This is a genomic window from Candidatus Thermokryptus mobilis (assembly GCF_900070205.1).
Taxonomy (GTDB): domain Bacteria; phylum Bacteroidota; class Ignavibacteria; order Kryptoniales; family Kryptoniaceae; genus Kryptonium; species Kryptonium mobile.
Map to the genome: position 1 here is coordinate 50,457 of NZ_FAOO01000009.1, position 18,020 is coordinate 68,476.

The 18,020-nt window shown below is 38.9% G+C and carries 19 protein-coding genes; all 19 read left to right on the forward strand.

The genetic code is table 11. The features are described from left to right. Positions 1-23: 23 nt before the first annotated feature. The 19 genes from FKZ43_RS07025 to mtaB all read left to right on the forward strand — a co-directional run bounded on the left by FKZ43_RS07025 (position 24) and on the right by mtaB (position 17,878). Positions 24-1,754 (forward strand): ABC transporter substrate-binding protein, encoded by a 1,731-nt coding sequence (locus FKZ43_RS07025; protein WP_219916511.1) that lies wholly within the window; start codon positions 24-26, stop codon positions 1,752-1,754. Further along, the gene (gene radC, locus FKZ43_RS07030; protein WP_140945175.1) at positions 1,736-2,458 is read left to right on the forward strand and encodes a RadC family protein; all 723 of its coding nucleotides are present in this window, start codon (positions 1,736-1,738) and stop codon (positions 2,456-2,458) included. The genes FKZ43_RS07025 and radC overlap by 19 nt, the downstream gene beginning before the upstream one ends. A 16-nt stretch (positions 2,459-2,474) precedes the next feature. Further along, complete coding sequence (locus tag FKZ43_RS07035; protein WP_140945176.1) at positions 2,475-2,957, forward strand: adenosine-specific kinase; 483 nt, start codon at positions 2,475-2,477, stop codon at positions 2,955-2,957. A 55-nt stretch (positions 2,958-3,012) separates the two neighbouring features. Then, positions 3,013-3,837 carry a cytochrome C assembly family protein gene (locus FKZ43_RS07040; RefSeq protein WP_140945177.1) on the forward strand — a complete coding sequence of 275 codons (825 nt, stop codon included), beginning with the start codon at positions 3,013-3,015 and terminating at the stop codon, positions 3,835-3,837. A 20-nt stretch (positions 3,838-3,857) separates the two neighbouring features. Continuing rightward, complete coding sequence (gene hemA / locus FKZ43_RS07045; RefSeq protein ID WP_140945178.1) at positions 3,858-5,120, forward strand: glutamyl-tRNA reductase; 1,263 nt, start codon at positions 3,858-3,860, stop codon at positions 5,118-5,120. A gap of 20 nt (positions 5,121-5,140) precedes the next feature. Next, the gene (gene hemC / locus FKZ43_RS07050; protein ID WP_140945179.1) at positions 5,141-6,070 is read left to right on the forward strand and encodes a hydroxymethylbilane synthase; all 930 of its coding nucleotides are present in this window, start codon (positions 5,141-5,143) and stop codon (positions 6,068-6,070) included. Position 6,071: 1 nt separating this feature from the next. Next, entirely contained in the window at positions 6,072-6,842 is a 771-nt protein-coding gene (locus tag FKZ43_RS07055; RefSeq protein ID WP_140945180.1) for a uroporphyrinogen-III synthase, read from the forward strand. A 3-nt stretch (positions 6,843-6,845) separates the two neighbouring features. Then, positions 6,846-7,889, forward strand: coding sequence for a uroporphyrinogen decarboxylase (gene hemE, locus FKZ43_RS07060; protein WP_140945181.1), 1,044 nt, complete (start codon positions 6,846-6,848; stop codon positions 7,887-7,889). 15 nt (positions 7,890-7,904) lie between these two features. Continuing rightward, complete coding sequence (gene hemN / locus FKZ43_RS07065; protein ID WP_140945182.1) at positions 7,905-9,290, forward strand: oxygen-independent coproporphyrinogen III oxidase; 1,386 nt, start codon at positions 7,905-7,907, stop codon at positions 9,288-9,290. Between the two features lie 70 nt (positions 9,291-9,360). Then, on the forward strand, positions 9,361-9,768 hold the full coding sequence (locus FKZ43_RS07070; RefSeq protein WP_140945183.1) for a hypothetical protein: 408 nt from the start codon (positions 9,361-9,363) through the stop codon (positions 9,766-9,768). Between the two features lie 127 nt (positions 9,769-9,895). Next, positions 9,896-11,047 carry a 4Fe-4S dicluster domain-containing protein gene (locus tag FKZ43_RS07075; protein WP_235894711.1) on the forward strand — a complete coding sequence of 384 codons (1,152 nt, stop codon included), beginning with the start codon at positions 9,896-9,898 and terminating at the stop codon, positions 11,045-11,047. A 13-nt stretch (positions 11,048-11,060) separates the two neighbouring features. Continuing rightward, the gene (locus FKZ43_RS07080; RefSeq protein ID WP_235894712.1) at positions 11,061-11,528 is read left to right on the forward strand and encodes a cyclic nucleotide-binding domain-containing protein; all 468 of its coding nucleotides are present in this window, start codon (positions 11,061-11,063) and stop codon (positions 11,526-11,528) included. Further along, a complete protein-coding gene (locus FKZ43_RS07085; protein ID WP_140945234.1) occupies positions 11,512-12,372 on the forward strand; it encodes an FAD/NAD(P)-binding protein in 861 nt (286 codons plus the stop codon). The genes FKZ43_RS07080 and FKZ43_RS07085 overlap by 17 nt, the downstream gene beginning before the upstream one ends. A gap of 1 nt (position 12,373) precedes the next feature. After that, positions 12,374-13,150, forward strand: coding sequence for an NADH-quinone oxidoreductase subunit B family protein (locus FKZ43_RS07090; protein WP_140945185.1), 777 nt, complete (start codon positions 12,374-12,376; stop codon positions 13,148-13,150). Then, entirely contained in the window at positions 13,140-14,429 is a 1,290-nt protein-coding gene (locus FKZ43_RS07095; protein ID WP_140945186.1) for a Ni/Fe hydrogenase subunit alpha, read from the forward strand. The genes FKZ43_RS07090 and FKZ43_RS07095 overlap by 11 nt, the downstream gene beginning before the upstream one ends. Next, a complete protein-coding gene (locus tag FKZ43_RS07100; protein WP_140945187.1) occupies positions 14,416-14,880 on the forward strand; it encodes a hydrogenase maturation protease in 465 nt (154 codons plus the stop codon). The genes FKZ43_RS07095 and FKZ43_RS07100 overlap by 14 nt, the downstream gene beginning before the upstream one ends. 56 nt (positions 14,881-14,936) lie before the next feature. Further along, on the forward strand, positions 14,937-16,007 hold the full coding sequence (mqnC, locus tag FKZ43_RS07105) for a cyclic dehypoxanthinyl futalosine synthase (protein ID WP_235894713.1): 1,071 nt from the start codon (positions 14,937-14,939) through the stop codon (positions 16,005-16,007). Continuing rightward, positions 16,007-16,459: a tRNA adenosine(34) deaminase TadA gene (gene tadA, locus FKZ43_RS07110; RefSeq protein WP_140945188.1), complete on the forward strand. Its 453-nt coding sequence runs from the start codon at positions 16,007-16,009 to the stop codon at positions 16,457-16,459. Before mqnC ends, tadA begins: the two co-directional genes overlap by 1 nt. A gap of 93 nt (positions 16,460-16,552) precedes the next feature. Further along, positions 16,553-17,878, forward strand: a complete 1,326-nt coding sequence (mtaB, locus tag FKZ43_RS07115; RefSeq protein WP_140945189.1) for a tRNA (N(6)-L-threonylcarbamoyladenosine(37)-C(2))-methylthiotransferase MtaB — start codon at positions 16,553-16,555, stop codon at positions 17,876-17,878. Positions 17,879-18,020: the final 142 nt, after the last annotated feature.

Below are 18,020 nucleotides of genomic sequence, written 5' to 3' on the forward strand. Positions count from 1 at the left end.
TCATCCGCTTTCTTTTGCTCATTTTGATCATTAAAGAAAGTGTTTTGACTCAAGGATATAGTTTTTTTAATCCCGTTGCCGATTCGCTTTTTAAAGCAGGCGTTGAACTTTTCAAATTCGGTTTGAATTCCAGAGGACATTTAGCTGATACCTCAGGGGGGAGGGAATACTTCTTAAACGCATATTTAAAATTTGATTCCGTTATTTCTCTTGGTTTGAATCACCGAACGACAGCAAGTTATCTTATGGCTTCAAAGTCGCTTTGTTATCTTAACAGATTTGCAGATGCGGGTAACTTATTGAGGGATTTTCTGTCAAAGTTCCCCGAGAGCGAATATGTTGAAGATGCTCATTATACGCTTGGGCTGATTTACTTCAAGCTTGGAGATTTAGATGACGCTTTGCTTGAGATTGATAGGTCTATTCAAGTTTCAAAAAGTGATCCAACGAAGTATAAAAGAGTTATTTCTGCACTTATTGATTCGGTTGATTTGACCACGCTTCAAAAGCTTGCGGATAAGGTTTCATCCACCGAGGTTAAATATCTTGTAGTTGTAAAAGTAGCGGATAAAATCGCTCTTTCTGGGAAATATGAAGATGCGAAAAAATACATCGCGGACAGGTTGAGATATTTTAGTGGGACTGAATTTTACGAGAGATTGATGTTTAAAATTTCGTATTACGAACGCCTTCTAGCTCGTCCAGAGGTTAAAATAGGTGTTTTGCTCCCCGAGCGACAAAGCTTAAGTGAATCAATTTTAAAAGGTATTGAACTTGCCGTTGAGCAACATAATTTAAATTTCAGCCCCAAGGTTGGGATTGAGCTCAGGTATTATAATTCACTTGATATTGACAGGAAGGTTTTGTCTTTCAAGAAAGTTCCTGAGGTCTCTGCGATAATTGGACCAGTTTACAGTGAAGATGTTCAAATTTGTGCGAGGTTCATCAACGATTTAAAAATACCTTTGATTTCACCGACAGCCACATCGGATGGTTTAGCTGATTTAAGCGATTACATTTTTCAGTTGAATTCCGATTTTACGACTAGGGCAAGGGCTATAGCACAGTTTGCGGTTTTTTCGCTTGGGTTGAAATACTTTTTTGTTCTCGCACCGAACGATAAAAGGATAAAACCATTCGTTGATGCTTTTGTTGATGAAGTTAAGTTGGATTCCGGTCAAGTGATGAAAATTCAGTTTTACAATCCAGATGAAACGGACCTTCGCGGTTATTTTAGGGAGATGAAAGCTGTTCTTGATTCCTTTAAAGTTCCGTTGGATATTGTCGGGCTTTTTGCTCCAATTTTAAATTCCGACTTCATCGGTATAATCACCTCACAGGTCTTTTACCACGATATGAATGTTAAAATTTTGGGCAACGATATCTGGAACAATTTTAATGAACTTTACCTAAACAGGAGATACACCGATGGAGTTGTATTCACTGCTGGTTGGAAAGTTGATTTTGAGTCACAAGCATATAAAAACTTCGTAAAGGTTTTTAAAGATAGATATGGAGTTGAACCGGACGAGTTATCCATTTACGGTTATGATACTGCGAGATTTCTTTTGGAAGTGATAAAGGCGGGAATGTTAACACCTGGCGAAGTTTATAATGCGATTAAGAAAGTGGAATTTTTCGGCATAGGCAGGGATATCGTGTTTGAAGATGGGCGTGTCAACAGGTCAATTGCGATTCTTGTTTTTAAAGATAATTTAATACGGAGGTTAACTCAATGGACGATAAAAAAGTAAGTTATGAGTTGGATTCGGAGTATAGGGTTAGGGTTAAAGACCTTCCGCCTGAGACGAGACCGAGGGAGAAATTTATAAAGTATGGACCACAAGCGGTCTCAAATGCTGAGCTTCTTGCTATTTTGATCGGTTCAGGGACTAGAAAGATTTCCGCCATTGACCTTGCGAATAAAATTCTGGCTGATGCTGGTGGGTTAAGAGAACTGGCTCGTAAAGGGCTTGGTGACCTTAGGAAATACAAAGGTATAGGATTAAAAAAAGCGGTGACAGTAGCTGCTGCATTTGAGCTATCACGAAGGATTCAATCTGAACCTTTTTCACAACGCCATCAGATCACCAGCCCTGAAGACATCGTAAGGATATTTGCACCGCGACTTTCTGATTTAAATAGAGAGATTTTGATAGTCGTCCTACTTAACACTGCTAATCGCATCATAAGGGATGTTATTATTTCCGAGGGGAATTTGAACTCAAGTGTAATTCATCCCCGTGAGGTATTTAAGCCGGCGATTGATGAGCTCAGTGCAAGTGTTATTCTCGTTCATAATCATCCAAGTGGAAATCCCGAGCCAAGTCGTGCGGATATTGAAGTGACAAAGCAGATTTACCAAGCTGGCGAGATAATAGGCATAAAGCTTCTTGATCATGTCATAATAGCTGGGGACAGATACACGAGCATGGCGCAACTTGGGCTTTTAAAATAAATTTTGGAGGTAAATTATGGAGTTAAAAATTGTAAAAATTGAGAAGCCAGACAACATCAATTTCATCCTTGGGCAGTCACATTTCATAAAAACGGTTGAGGATTTGTATGAAGCGATAGTAACAACTCAACCGCATATGAAATTCGGTATAGCGTTTTGCGAGTCCTCAGGTCCAGCGCTTGTGAGATGGGCTGGAAATGATGAAGCGATGATTGAACTTGCGAAAAAAAATGCCTTAAATCTCTCCGCAGGTCATTCATTTGTAATTTTCATGGATAATGGTTATCCGATCAACATACTTAATGCGATAAAAATGGTCCCAGAGGTTTGCAGAATCTTTTGTGCGACGGCTAACCCGGTTGAGGTTATAATTGCGGAAACAGAGCAAGGTCGCGGAATACTCGGTGTAATAGATGGAGTTAAGACAAAAGGAATAGAAGGAGAGGAGGATATACAGAAGCGAAAGGAATTTTTGAGAAAAATTGGATACAAGTTTTGAAATTATTAAATTTTTTGTGCTTTGATACAATAAATTCCGCGAGAGGTTGATTTTAATGTTCGTCATTTTGAAGATTTTTAAAGTTGTGTTGCCTTTGCTTTACATAGCAACGAGTTGGCTTTACGGTCGTGCCTTTTTCAAGGATGATTTATTTGCGAAAAAATATAAAACGAAATTTCTCGTCTTTACCTTAATTTTTCACTTCGTTTATCTTATCCTCAGAACCGCTGAATTAAACCATCCACCTGTGACATCTGTTTTTGAGCTTTTATGTGTGCTTGGTTTTTCGCTTGCTCTTGCTTATGTGGTGATTGAGTACCTTACGAAAATTAAAAACACCGGCTTTTTCGCCCTTGTGATTTCGTCCCTGTTTGTTCTTGTGGCATCGCTTTTTTCAAGGGACATTTATGGTTTTGAATATGATGTTTTGAAAAATGAATTGCTCGCTTTCCATGTTACCTTTGCACTTGTTGGATATTCAGCCTTTGCTTTATCGGCGATATATGGATTGCTTTATATAATGCTTTATCACAAATTGAGGACGAAGACATTTGACACAGTTTATAAAAATCTTCCAAACCTTGAAATGATTGAATCAATGCTTCATAAATCAACCTTGGTTGGTTTTGTGGCTTTGACATTTGTGATAATTTTTGGTTTCATTTGGTTGCCGAAAGCGTTTAAGGATTTTTCATATACGGACGCAAAACTTGTTGGGACATTCATAATCTGGCTTATTTATGCTGTTGGGCTTGGTGTGATAGGTGTTGTGAATTTAACAGGTAAAAGAGTGGCGGTAATGTCAATAATTGGTTTCATCCTTGTGTTTATATTGATGGCTTTTGCGAATTCCTTGTCGGGCTTCCATAGGTTTTATTGATAATTTAAGCGACTGCTGATATGGATTTATTACTTGTTGGCTTGAATCATAAAACGGCGAGCGTTGAAGTAAGGGAGAAACTTTATTACACGCTTGATGAGACAAAAGATGTCCTGCCCGATTTGGTTCAACGATTTTTAAAGGAGGGGGTTTTGCTGTCAACTTGCAACAGGACGGAACTTTACGGGGTTTTAAAAGATGAACTTGTTAAGCCAGAGGATATAATTGACTACTTGATCAAAAGAAAAGATGCCGATGGGGTTGTCACTCGTTCGCATTTTTATGTGATGCATTCATATGATGCATTAAGGCATCTGCTTGAGGTCAGCTCTGGGATTGATTCAATGTTGATCGGTGATGTTCAGATACTTGGTCAGGTCAAGGATGCCTATGAAGTTGCTGTTGGTTGTGGGGTTGTTGGAACGCTTTTGCATGAAGTTTTTCATACTGCCTTTAGGACTGGGAAAAGAGCTAAAAGTGAGACAGCTATAAGCGAGGGAGCGGTTTCGGTTAGTTATGCAGCGGTTGAACTTGCTGAAAAGATATTCGCCAATCTTTCAAAGAAAAAAGCGATGTTGATAGGTGCTGGCGAAACAGCTGAACTTACAGCAAAACATCTCGTCTCCCGTGGGATGAGCGAAATTTTAATAGCAAATAGAACTTTTGAAAGGGCTGAAAAGCTAGCGCAACAATTTAAAGGCATCGCAATAAAACTTGATGAGATTGAAAATAAACTCTGTGAAGTTGATATAGTCATAAGCTCTGTCACGCTTGATGGTTATATTTTGAGCTATGAGCAAGTCAAAAGCGCGATGTCAAGAAGACAGAACAAACCGATTCTGATAATTGATATTGGAGTTCCGAGGAACATTGACCCCAAAGTTAGGGAGATTGAAAATGTCTTCCTTGAAGATATTGACTCGCTTGAGTCAATAGCGAGGTCAAATTATGAAAGGAGGTTAAATGAGATACCGAAGGTTCAAAGGATAATTGATGAGGAGATAAAAAATTTCATAAAATGGTATGAGGCGCATCTTGTCGCCCCGACGATAAAACTCCTCCGTGAGAAATTTGAAGAGATAAGGCGAAATGAACTTGAAAAGTATAAAAATAAATTTTCACCCGAGGATTTTCAAAGGGTAGATGTGTTGACAAAAACACTTGTTAATAAATTGCTTCACACCCCTACGGTTAGCATCAGGGAGTTATCAAATGGGAAGAGCGATTCCGAGAGGATAAAGTTTATTCAATTTGTCAAGGAATTATTCGGTTTGGGTCAATAAAAATAAAATTTTTTAAGTTTGTGAAAGTTAGAATTGGAACACGGGGTAGTAAACTTGCGCTGTGGCAGACGGAATTTGTGAGGAGAAAACTTTCAGATGTTTTCCCCGATGTTGAATTTGAAGTCAAAGTGATAAAAACTAAAGGGGATAAAATTCTTGATTCGCCACTTTCAAAAATTGGAGATAAAGGGATTTTCACCCGTGAGATTGAAATTGAGCTTTTGAATCGCGAGATTGATATTGCAGTTCACAGTTTAAAGGACCTTCCAACGAAATTACCTGAGGGGTTGATAATTGGTGCTGTCACTGAACGGGAAGATGTAAGAGATGTTTTAATTTCTAAAGATAATTTGAAACTGGCGGAGTTGCCGAAAGAAGCTGTGATTGCTACTGGGAGTTTGAGAAGAAGGGCTCAACTTCTTCACTTTAGAAGTGATTTTAAATTTGTTGATTTGCGAGGTAATATTGACACAAGATTTAGAAAGTTTGATGAGTCGAATTGGGACGCAATGGTTTTAGCATTTGCAGGGGTGCGAAGGATGAATTATGACGGTAGAACTGCTGAGTTAATTTCAACTGATATAGTGCTTCCAGCTGTTGGTCAAGGAGCGATAGCAATTGAAGTTAGAGAAGATGATATGAAAATCCTTGACTTGGTTAGACGGATAAATCATCTTGAGACGGAGCTTGCGACAAGGTCTGAGCGTGCTCTTTTGAGGCGACTTGAGGGAGGATGTCAAGTCCCAATCGGTGCTTTTGCTACTGTAAACGATGGCAAAATTAAAATTTCAGCTATGATAAGCAACTTTGATGGGACATTTTTTGTCAGGGATTCAATTGAAGGTTTTGTAAGCAATGATGTAGAAGAACTCGGTTTTGAACTTGCAGAAAAACTTCTTGAACAAGGTGGCGCGAGGATTCTTGAAGAGATAAAAAGAGCAAGTGGTTGAGATGAAAGTTTTGATAACAAGGGATAAAACACAAGCTTTGGACTTCGCAAGGGAAATTGAAACATATGGTTTTATCCCCGTCTTCTTTCCAACGATTGAAATAACAGAGCCAGATTTATGGGATGATGTTGACGAAAAAATAAACCGAATTGATGAATATACCGATTTGATTTTCACAAGCGCGAACGCAGTTAGATTTTTCCTTGAGAGATTTAAAAAATATCAGCCGATTGAAAATTTAAAGGGCAAAAAAATCCATGTCGTTGGGGTTAAAACAAAAATTGAAGTTGAAAAGTATGGACTTTTAGTTGAACCACTTCCTGAAAGGTCAGATAAGGGAAGTTTATTTGAGAAAATTTTGCTCAATGCGGTTTCCGGGAAAAAGTTTCTATTCCCGCGAGGGAATTTGTCGGAGGAGGAGTTTATTGAGTCGGCGAGAAGGAAAGGAATTGACATTGATGATGTCATCGTTTACAGGACGATTAAGCCGAATCTCGGAGAAAATTTGAAGCAAGAGGTGAAATCAATGCTTGAAAGTGGCGAAATTGGTGTTGTTACATTTTTTAGCCCGTCAAGTGTGCGAAACTTTGTTGAAATTTTTGGGGTTGCTTTGCTTCGGAAACAGCGTATAGCTGTCATAGGTGGAACTACTTTGAAAGCTTGTGAAGAACTTGGTTTAAAGGTTGATGTAAATCCGATGGAGTTTAACCCGAAGCCAGACGGTGCATTTCTTGCGAGATTACTTTGGGAAGTTTTCAAGAAAAACGGTTGAAATATGAAACAAAAAAACGACATATTTCTAAAAGCTTGCAGACGGGAAAGCACGGAGAGAACACCGATATGGATAATGCGACAGGCGGGAAGATATTTGCCTGAATACAGGAAGATCCGTCAAAGGTATGATTTTTTAACGATGATAAAAACGCCTGAAATCGCCTCCGAAGTGACGATTCAACCAATTGAAATCATCGGCGTGGATGCCGGGATAATTTTCTCGGATATACTTGTGCTTCCAGAAGCAATGGGGTTGAAACTTTATATTGATGAGGTTGGTGGTCCAAAGTTTGAGAAGAACATTCAAAATGAGGAGGATGTTGATAGATTGATTATTCCAGATCCAACGGATAAATTGAAATATGTGCTTAATGCGATAGAGTTGACCAAGCGGAATATAGATGTTCCGTTGATAGGTTTTTCTGGCTCTCCGTGGACTCTTTTTGCATATATGGTTGATGGCAGTAAGGATTTTAGAAATGCGAAGGTTTTGATATATTCCCACTCTAAGCTTGCGCATAAACTTCTTGAAAAAATCGCTGTTTCAGTGTCAAGGTTTTTGATCTCACAGATTGAAAGTGGGGCTGACGCAGTACAAATTTTTGATACATGGGGTGGCATTTTAAATCGTGAAACTTTTGAAGAGTTCTCTTTGAGATACATTCACTATGTGGTTGAAGCTGTAAAATCAAAGTTTGCCAGCACTGTTCCTGTGATTTTATATTCAAAGGGGACTTGGCAATGGATGGAGCGGATAATTGGTTCCGGTTGCGATGTTATAAGCATTGATTGGACATTTGATTTAAAGGAAGCCAGAGAAAGAGTCGGGGACAGGGTTTCAATTCAGGGGAATCTTGATCCGGTTGTTTTACTTTCAAAACCCGATGTTGTGGTCCGCGAAGCGCTCAAGGTAATTGACAGATATGGAAGGGGAGATGGACACATTTTTAATCTCGGGCATGGGATTTTGCCTGAGACACCAGTTGATAATGTGAAAATTTTGGTTGAGACAGTCAAGAGCGAAAGTAGAAAATATCATAAATAAAATTTGGTGGTAGTTATGAGGATAGAAAATATTGACATAGAGCTTTTGAAGAAATACGACCGTCCTGGTCCAAGGTATACCAGTTATCCGCCAGCGCCTGCTTTTTCAAAGGATTTCGGACCGGATGATTATAAGGATGCGATTATTGAGAATAATAAGGAAAACCCCATGAATGTCCTTTCGCTTTATTTTCATATACCTTTTTGTGATACGCTATGTTATTTTTGTGGCTGTAATATGCTCGTCACTCACAACAGGGCAACGATAAGGAAGTATCTTGATTACTTGAAGCGTGAGGTTGAAATGGTTTGTGAATTTCTTTCTTCAGGGCGGAAGGTCACGCAACTTCATTGGGGTGGTGGGACACCGTCTTATTTGAATCCCGATGAAATAAAAGAACTTGGCGGTTTTATAAATGAAAGGTTTGAATTTGTTGATGACCCTGAGGTTGGAGTTGAGATTGACCCGCGCGGTTTAACTTACGAACATATGAGGGCGTTCCGAGAAGTTGGTTTTAATAGAATTAGCATGGGGGTTCAAGATTTTGATCCGAGGGTTCAGAAAGCGGTTAACAGGATTCAACCTGAGGAAATCACACGGCAAGCTATTGATTGGGCTCGTGAGCTTGGTTTTAAGAGTATAAACCTTGATTTGATTTATGGTCTGCCGTTTCAAACAATTGAATCGTTTGAGAAGACACTTGACAAGGTGATAGAGCTTTCACCTGAGCGACTCGCTGTTTTTAATTTTGCTTATGTTCCATGGCTTAAACCACATCAAAGGGTTATAAAAAGGGAGGATTTGCCAACCCCTGATGTTAAGTTAAAAATTTTGAAAATGACGATAGAGAAGCTGACGGAAGCTGGATATGTTTACATTGGGATGGATCATTTTGCTAAACCAGATGATGAGCTTGCAATTGCGCAAAAGGAAAAAACACTTTACAGGAACTTCCAGGGTTATTCAACTCGCGCTGGTGCAGATCTCTATGCGTTCGGGATGTCAGCTATAAGTCAATTTCAAAACATTTACGCTCAAAATTACAAGGAATTGAAGGATTATTATTCACGAATTGACGAGGGGAAATTCCCGACAGCGGTTGGCTATAGAATGAGTCAAGACGATATAATTAGAAAGCATGTGATAATGCGTTTGATGTGCGATATGGAACTGACGAAAAGCGAGGTTGAGGAAAAGTTCAATATAAAATTTGACGATTATTTCGCGGATTCAATTCAGAAGTTGAACGAGTTTGTTGAGGACGGTTTAGTTGAATTAAGCGGTGATAAAATCATAGTCAGCTTAATGGGTCGTCTTGTGATAAGAAATATAGCGATGTGCTTTGACGCCTACATTGATAAGATGATGAAGGAGAAGCCGATATTTTCAAGGACAGTTTAAGTTTGGAACTTGAAATTCTGTATTTGGTTTTTTATATTAAAGACAGAAAAACAAAGTTAGGAGAAGTGAAATGAAGCGCTTGATTTTGGGTTTGGTTTTGGTTGTTTTTGTGAGTTCGTTCGCAAACTCACAATTTAAAGATCAGCTTGAATCAAAGCCCGATGTTTATCAAAAATTGTTTATGCGTCATAGTTTTTCCGTTTCATATTTCAGCATCGGTGGAAAGGGGTTTATGTTAAATTCGTATACAAATTCAATCCTTTACAGGTTTTCGGACAACTTAAATTTACAAGCAGACATCAGCTTCATTAGCTCACCTTTTAGTTCATTTGGTCGTGGATTTCAAAGAAGTTTAAGCGGGGTCTTCATAGATCGCATTGAGTTGAATTATCAACCCTTCAGAAATGTGTTTATAAACATCCAGTATCGTCAAGTCCCATTTTACCAGTATTATTATTACCCCTATTATCGCTGGTGATGTGTAATTTTTGAACTTAATTTCGCCTTTTGTTTCATTTTTTCCTATTTCGCCCGATTCTGGCAGGATTGAAATTATTGAAATTCAATGAGGGGTTTCTGGTACAGTTTTTGCTTTATATTCTGTTATGAGTGTTAACAAAATAGATTTTAAAATGAATCAAGGTAAACTTTTCTATTTAGCACCTGATGATTTAAACAAAATTTTTGAGCATTTCAAATCAAGGGGGTACAAGGTAATTGGTCCAACCGTAGTTGATGATGCGATTGTTTATGATGAGATATCGGATGTTAAGGATTTGCCTGTTGGGGTAGGGGATGAACAATCGCCCGGTATTTACAGGTTAAAAAGTAGGGACGATGGGGCTTTTTTTGGTTATGTAGTTGGACCACATTCATGGAAAAGGTTTCTTTATCCGCCGATACTCACACTTTTTGAAGCAAGGAGGGAAAACGGGAACATTAAAATTTCCGAATGTAACGATGAGGATGTAAAATTTCTTTTTGTTGGCGTCAGGGCTTGTGAGATTTCAGCAATTATGATTTTGGATAAAGTTCTTGGCGGTGGGCAATATGTTGATCCTGTTTATATTAAGAGAAGGAAGAATACTTTTATTCTAGCTGTGAACTGCAATGAACCCGGGGGGAATTGTTTTTGCTTTTCAACTGGGACTGGCCCAAGGGCTTTAGCTGGGTATGACATTGTGTTAACTGAGGTGATTCTTAATGATAAGCATTATTTCACGGCGAGGGCTGGAAGTGATCAAGGTGAAGAAGTGCTTGAGGATTTAGGTTTCAGAGAAGCGAGCCAAGATGAGGTTAAAGAGGCGGAGAAAATTTTGAGTGAGGCGCCCAACAAGTTCACAAAGAGAGTTGATTTAACGAATGTTGTTGAAATTTTACAATCAAATTATGAGAACCCGCTTTGGGATAAGATAGCTGAAAGATGTCTTTCATGTGGGAACTGCACGATGGTTTGTCCTACTTGTTTCTGTCATAATGTTGAGGATGTGACTGATTTATTGGGTCAAGTTGCAAGGAGAATTAGAAGATGGGATTCATGTTTCACGGTTGAATTTTCTTACATACATGGTGGTAGTGTTAGATATTCAACTATGTCAAGATATAGGCAATGGATAATGCATAAACTTTCAACTTGGAAAAATCAGTTCGGGATGATAGGATGTGTTGGATGTGGTAGATGTATAACTTGGTGCCCTGTTGGGATTGATATAACTGAAGGTGTGAAGAGTTTTAAAGAGGTTTTAAACAAAATTTAAAAGAGGTGTTATCATGAGTATTGAAACGTTAGAAAGGTTACTTGTTGAACATCCATTTTTCAAAGGGCTTGGGGAGGAGTATCTTTCGCTTGTAGTTGGATGTGCAAGGAATGCTTTCTTTAAGGCGGGTGATTTCATTTTCAGAGAGGGGGAAGAAGCGAATGAGTTTTACATCATACGCGATGGTAAAGTTTCACTTGAGATAGTTTCTCCGGGTAGGGAGCCGATCGTAATTCAGACGCTTGAAAGCGGTGAGGTTCTTGGTTGGTCTTGGCTTGTTCCACCTTATTATTGGCATTTTGATGCGCGCGCTATTGAACCAACGAGGGTTGTGGCTTTTGATGGTAAGTGTTTGAGGAACAAGTGTGAAGAGGACCCTAAGCTCGGGTATGAGCTTTTAAAAAGGTTAGTTCCAATAATTGAGCAGCGACTTCAAGCAACAAGAATACAATTACTTGATCTATATGGAACACATAGTTGAAGAGAAAACCTTCGCTCAAGAAATTTCAATTTTGCCAAAGTTTTTCAGGATTCGTCAAAGAAAGCAGGAAACAAGAGATACTTTTACCCTTGAGCTTGAACCTGTTGATAAGGGTTTTGAGTTTACATTTGTGCCTGGTCAGTTTAATATGATTTATGTTTTTGGGGTTGGGGAAGTTCCAATATCAATAAGTGGTGATCCGAGAAGAACTGATTTGATAACCCATACAACACGGATTGTTGGGGTTGTAACAAAAGCGATGGGCAAACTCAAAAGGGGCGATATTTTGGGCATAAGAGGTCCATTTGGAAATGGTTGGGGTGTTGAAAAATTTGTCGGTAAAGATGTGGTTATAGTTGCAGGTGGAATAGGGCTCGCTCCGTTAAGACCAGCAATTTATCAAATTCTATCCAACAGGGGAAGTTATAACAGAGTTGTCCTTTTATATGGTGCAAGGACGCCTGAGGATATCCTTTATAAGCGTGAGATTGAAAAATGGAAGTCAAGATTTGACTTTGAAGTTTATGTCACTGTTGATAGGGGGACAAGTAATTGGAAGGGGAATGTTGGCGTTGTGACAACTTTGATAGCACGTGCACCTTTTGATCCAGAAAATGTGGTGGCGTTCGTTTGCGGTCCTGAGATAATGATGCGTTTCACAGCGCTTGAACTTAAAAAAAGAGGTGTTTCGGAAAATAATATATTTATCTCAATGGAGCGGAATATGAAGTGCGGTGTAGGGTTGTGCGGTCATTGTCAATTTGGACCTTTGTTTATATGCAAAGATGGACCTGTTTTTAGCTATTCCCAAGTAAGAGATTTAATATCCAAGCGGGAGATTTAAAATGGAACGAAAGAAACCAAAACTTGCTGTTTGGAAGTTCGCTTCTTGCGATGGATGTCAATTGAGTTTGCTTGACTGTGAGGATGAACTTTTGGATATAGTTGGAGCTGTAGACATAGCCTATTTTCTTGAGGCATCAAGAGCAGTGATTTCGGGCCCATACGATATTTCGCTTGTTGAGGGTTCAATTACAACTCCACATGATGCTGAAAGAATTCATAAGATTAGAAAGGTCTCAAAGTATTTGATAACGATCGGTGCTTGTGCAACAGCTGGTGGGATACAAGCGTTAAGAAACTTTAAGGATGTGAAAGAGTTCATATCAATTGTTTATGCTAATCCATCTTACATTGAGACATTGAGCAAGTCAACCCCTATATCTGACCATGTTTTCGTTGATTTTGAATTGCGCGGTTGTCCGATAAATAAGTATCAACTTATTGAGGTTATAAGTGCATTTCTTAACGGGCGGAAGCCAAACATCCCGACTTATAGTGTTTGTATGGAATGCAAACGGAAGGGAAATGTTTGTGTGATGGTTTCAAAGGGAAGCCCTTGCCTTGGTCCCGTTGTCCAAGCGGGTTGCGGAGCGATTTGCCCATCCTACAACAGAGGATGTTACGGATGTTTTGGACCCAAAGAGACGCCGAATGTTTTTTCTTTGGCTGATTATTTTGCAAAGATGGGCTTAAAGTCATCTGAAATAGTTAGAGTTTTAAGAAATTTCAACGCTTATTCGGAACCTTTCAGAAAAGGGAGCGAGGCATATGAAAGATAAGTTAATAAAAGTTGATTATCTTGCCAGGGTTGAAGGAGAGGGCGCTCTTTATATCAAAGTTAAAAACGGTTATGTAGTTGATGTAAAATTGAGAATTTTTGAACCGCCTAGGTTTTTTGAAGCGTTTTTGCGAGGGAGAAGTTTTAAGGAAGTTCCTGATATAACTGCGAGGATTTGCGGAATTTGTCCCATTGCGTATCAAATGAGTTCTGTCCACGCAATTGAGAGCATTTTCGGCGTGAAAGTATCTGGTCCAATACGTGAGTTGAGAAGGTTGATTTATTGTGGGGAGTGGATTGAAAGCCACGCGCTACATGTTTTTATGCTTCACGCTCCCGATTTCCTCGGCTATGATGATGTCATACAGATGGCAAAGGATTATTCCGATCTTGTAAAGAAAGCATTGAAACTAAAAAAGATTGGAAATGAAATTGTAAGATTAATTGGAGGTCGTGAAGTTCACCCAGTAAATGTCAGGGTTGGTGGTTTTTACAAAGTGCCGCGAAAAAGTGACCTTAAAAAACTTGAAAATGAGCTTAAATGGGCTCGTGATTTTTCAATTGAGGCGATAAGATGGCTTGCTTCGCTTGAATTTCCTGATTTTGAGCAAGATTATGAATTCGTGGCTTTAAGTCATCCGAATGAGTATCCATTTAATGAAGGAAGAATTATATCAAGCAGAGGGCTTGATATTTCAGTGAATGAATATGATAATCATTTCGTTGAGGAACATGTGGCTCACTCAAACGCTTTACACTCAAAGATAGTTCAAAGGGGTGCTTATTTTGTTGGACCACTTGCGAGGTTTAATTTGAACTTTGATAAATTATCTGCTCTTTCAAAGGAAGTGTCGCTTGAAATTGACTTCAAACCAATTTGTAAAAATCCGTTCAAAAGCATATTAGCAAGAGGGATTGAAATACTTTATGCCTGTGATGAAGCATTGCGGATAATTTCAGAGTATGAAGAACCGGATGCGCCGTATGTTGACTTTAGCGTTAAGTCAGGCATAGGTTATGGGTGCACGGAAGCACCTCGTGGTATACTTTACCATCGGTATAAACTTGATGAAAAGGGTATAGTGCTTGACGCTAAGATAGTTCCACCAACATCGCAGAACTTGAAAATGATGGAGAGTGACCTTTGGAAGTTCACCTCCGTTTACTTGAACCTTCCAGATGATGAATTGACTTGGAAGTGTGAGCAAGCAGTTAGAAATTATGACCCGTGTATATCTTGTGCAACACACTTCTTGAAGGTTCACATTGAAAGGGAATGAAAAGAAATTTTTGATTGTTGGCGTTGGGAATTTGTATCGCGGTGATGATTCGGTTGGAATTTTAATAGCGAGATATTTTAGAAGATGTTTTAAAAATAGCGTCAAAATAGTTGACATTGATATTTCTTTTGAGGAGTTGATTGATATTTGGGGTGATTTTGATCTTGTTATCTTGGTTGATGCGGTTCATTCGGGTAAGGGTGCTGGGGAGATATATAGGTTTGAGGATATTTCTGAATTGCTGAAAAGCGGTTTGAAGCTAATTTCAAGTCATAATGTTGGAATTGTTGAGTATATTGAGCTTGCCAAGCTGCTTGGGAGTCTACCGAAGCGGTTTATAGTTTATGGGATATCGGGTGAAAATTTTGAAATTGGTGGATTTATTTCTCCTAATGTAAAAGATGCCTGCCGGAGGTTAATTCCTAAAATCGTTGCTGAAGTCAAAGCGTGAAAATTTTTATTTTAGGGGATAAAAGTGTAATTTTTTTGCAAAAAAGAGGTTTTTGCGTGGACAGAAATTTAATTGAAATATACGAGAAAGTTAAAAATGGGGAGAGGTTGACATTTGAAGATGGTCTTAAACTTTTTAACTCGGATGATTTGATTACAATCGGTATGATGGCTGATATGGTTAGATGGCGTTTGCATCCTGAACCTGTTGTAACATATATAATTGACAGGAATATAAACTATACAAACGTTTGCACGACGGAGTGCACATTTTGTGCTTTTTATGCCAAGGTTGGTGATACTGTTAAGGGATATACGCTTGATTACGAGACGATAGCGAAGAAGATAGAAGAAACGATTCAACTTGGCGGGACAAGGATTTTGTTGCAGGGTGGACTGAACCCTGATCTTGGGATAGAGTTTTATGAGGAATTGTTCAGATGGATAAAGGCGAACTATCCTCAAATATGGCTTCACGCTTTATCGCCGGAGGAGATATTACACATCGCAAGTGTTTCAAGGATGAAAGTTCGGGATGTTTTAAAAAGATTGATTGAAGCTGGTTTACAATCAATTCCGGGAGGTGGGGCGGAAATCCTCGTTGATAGAGTCAGGGAGAAGATTTCTCCCAAGAAATGCACTTCTGATGAATGGCTTGGTGTTATGTATGAAGCACATCAGTTTGGGTTAAAGACGACAGCGACGATGATGTTCGGGCATATTGAAACTTACGAAGATAGAGTTCAGCATATTTTGTTGATACGTGAACTTCAAGATATAACCGGGGGATTCACTTCATTTATCCCTTGGACTTTTCAACCGAGAAATACTAAACTTGCGGAGAATATGGATAACCTCAAAGAAAGGTCAAGTGGATTTGATTATTTGAAAACGCTTGCGATTTCAAGGTTAATGCTTGATAACATTCCGACGATACAAGTTTCGTGGGTAACACAAGGATTGAAAATGGCACAGATAGGTTTAAAGTTTGGCGCGGATGATTTTGGGAGTTTGTTAATTGAGGAAAATGTTGTCAGTGCAGCTGGGACGAAACATCTCGTGACGCTTGAGCAAATGCTTAAAGCGATAAGAGATGCTGGATTTGAACCAAGAAAGAGATTAAACTGATGCGCGATCATAGATATTGGATGGAGTATGCGTTAAAGGAGGCTCAAAAGGCGTTTGAACTTGGGGAGGTTCCAGTTGGGGCTGTGATAGTTTACAGGGACACAATAATAGCAAAGGGTTATAATCAAGTTGAGATGCTTAAGGATGCGACTGCTCACGCTGAGATGATTGCCTTATCCGCAGCATTTAATTATTTTGGTTCATGGCGACTTGAGGGGTGCACAATTTATGTAACGCTTGAGCCATGTCCAATGTGTGCTGGGGCGATTGTGCTTTCAAGAATTGAAAAAGTTGTCTTCGCTGCATTTGACTTTAAGGCTGGCGCTTGTGGGAGCGTTTATAACATAGCTGAAGATGGAAATTTAAATCACAAGGTTGAAGTTATAAGTGGGATTATGGCTGAGGAGTCACAAAGTTTGTTAAGGGCTTTTTTCAGCAATTTGAGAAAATAAATCCTGCCTTTGGGGAACAATGATTTTACGTTGGCTTGTTTGATTTTGATGAAATTGAATTTTAATTTGAATAAAACAAGCTAAAACTATGAAATGAGAAAGGTATCGTTTTACACAATTGGATGTAAGCTTAATTTCGCGGAGACCTCAACGATAAGTGAGGAGTTTAAAAAGCGTGGTTTTGAAATAGTTGAGTTTGGGGAACCAGTGGATGTTTGCGTTATAAATACGTGTTCTGTTACGGAGAACGCTGATAGGGATTGTCGTCGGGTTGTCCGCAAAGCATTGAAGATATCACCGAACGCTTTTATAATTGTTACTGGTTGTTATGCACAACTCCGCCCAGATGAGATAGCCCAGATTGAAGGTGTTGACCTCATACTTGGTTCAAATGAAAAGTTTAAAATTTTTGACTATGTCAATGACTTTCAGAAAAATTACCATGCGCAAATTTTTGTATCCCCGATAAGTGAGATTTCAGAGTTTCACATCGCAAGTTCCACCCCAGCTTCTGATAGAACGAGGGCATTTTTAAAGGTTCAGGATGGTTGCGATTACAATTGTTCATATTGCACGATTCCGCTTGCCCGTGGTGAAAGTAGGAGCCCGGAAATTAACATTATTTTAGAAAAGGCGAAAACATTGGCTCAACTTGGTTATAAAGAAATTGTTTTAAGCGGTGTAAATGTCGGTGATTACGGCAGGAAAATTGGAACGAATTTGTTTGAACTTGTAAAAGAACTTGAGAAAATAGATGGGATTGAAAGAATTAGAATTAGTTCAATTGAACCGAACCTTTTGACCGAGGATATGATTGATTATTTTATCGCTTCAGAAAAAATTTGTAATCATTTCCATATACCGTTGCAGAGCGGAAGTGATGAGATTTTGAGAAAGATGAGAAGAAGATATAATTCCGAGCTTTATCGTCGCCGTGTTGAATACATAAAATCAAAAGACACCGACGCTTGTATAGGGGCAGATGTAATTGTTGGGTTTCCAGGGGAGTCGGAAAAGCATTTTGAGACAACATACAATTTTATAAATGATTTGCCGATATCATACCTTCATGTATTTACTTACTCTGAAAGACCAAATACCGATGCTATAAATTTGCCAGGCAAGGTCCCGATTGAAGAGCGCCATAGGAGAAGCGAGATGTTGAGAAATCTTGGTTTAAAGAAAAAAATGGTGTTCTATCGTCAAATGATTGGGAAGAAATTTGATGTGTTGTGGGAGTCCGAAGTTAAGGATGGGAAAATGTTCGGATTTACACGAAATTATGTCAAAGTTGGCATTCCTTATGATCAATCTCTTGTGAATAAAATCGTGCCTGTTAAAATTGTTGGGGTTGAAAATTTAGCTGCAATTGGCGAAATTATAGTTGATAGGTCACAAAGTGAAGTGGAGATGAAATGATCAAGAGCTTTATAAAGCGAATAATAACAGAGGTTATAAAAGAGCTCATATCGCCTGAATTGACGAGATTTGAGCAGGCAATGATAGCGCAACAGGAAGCGTTCAGAAACGAAATGAGATTGAGATTTGAAGATTTTGTCAA

Excerpts from the sequence above, each read along its gene's own strand:
- hemA (WP_140945178.1), top strand. The coding sequence starts at position 3,858 with ATGGATTTATTACTTGTTGGCTTGAATCATAAAACGGCGAGCGTTGAA.
- FKZ43_RS07080 (WP_235894712.1), top strand. The coding sequence starts at position 11,061 with ATGAGTATTGAAACGTTAGAAAGGTTACTTGTTGAACATCCATTTTTC.
- radC (WP_140945175.1), top strand. The coding sequence starts at position 1,736 with ATGGACGATAAAAAAGTAAGTTATGAGTTGGATTCGGAGTATAGGGTT.
- FKZ43_RS07055 (WP_140945180.1), top strand. The coding sequence starts at position 6,072 with ATGAAAGTTTTGATAACAAGGGATAAAACACAAGCTTTGGACTTCGCA.
- hemE (WP_140945181.1), top strand. The coding sequence starts at position 6,846 with ATGAAACAAAAAAACGACATATTTCTAAAAGCTTGCAGACGGGAAAGC.
- FKZ43_RS07070 (WP_140945183.1), top strand. The coding sequence starts at position 9,361 with ATGAAGCGCTTGATTTTGGGTTTGGTTTTGGTTGTTTTTGTGAGTTCG.
- FKZ43_RS07040 (WP_140945177.1), top strand. The coding sequence starts at position 3,013 with ATGTTCGTCATTTTGAAGATTTTTAAAGTTGTGTTGCCTTTGCTTTAC.
- hemN (WP_140945182.1), top strand. The coding sequence starts at position 7,905 with ATGAGGATAGAAAATATTGACATAGAGCTTTTGAAGAAATACGACCGT.
- tadA (WP_140945188.1), top strand. The coding sequence starts at position 16,007 with ATGCGCGATCATAGATATTGGATGGAGTATGCGTTAAAGGAGGCTCAA.
- FKZ43_RS07035 (WP_140945176.1), top strand. The coding sequence starts at position 2,475 with ATGGAGTTAAAAATTGTAAAAATTGAGAAGCCAGACAACATCAATTTC.
- FKZ43_RS07095 (WP_140945186.1), top strand. The coding sequence starts at position 13,140 with ATGAAAGATAAGTTAATAAAAGTTGATTATCTTGCCAGGGTTGAAGGA.
- FKZ43_RS07075 (WP_235894711.1), top strand. The coding sequence starts at position 9,896 with ATGAGTGTTAACAAAATAGATTTTAAAATGAATCAAGGTAAACTTTTC.
- mtaB (WP_140945189.1), top strand. The coding sequence starts at position 16,553 with ATGAGAAAGGTATCGTTTTACACAATTGGATGTAAGCTTAATTTCGCG.
- FKZ43_RS07085 (WP_140945234.1), top strand. The coding sequence starts at position 11,512 with ATGGAACACATAGTTGAAGAGAAAACCTTCGCTCAAGAAATTTCAATT.
- FKZ43_RS07090 (WP_140945185.1), top strand. The coding sequence starts at position 12,374 with ATGGAACGAAAGAAACCAAAACTTGCTGTTTGGAAGTTCGCTTCTTGC.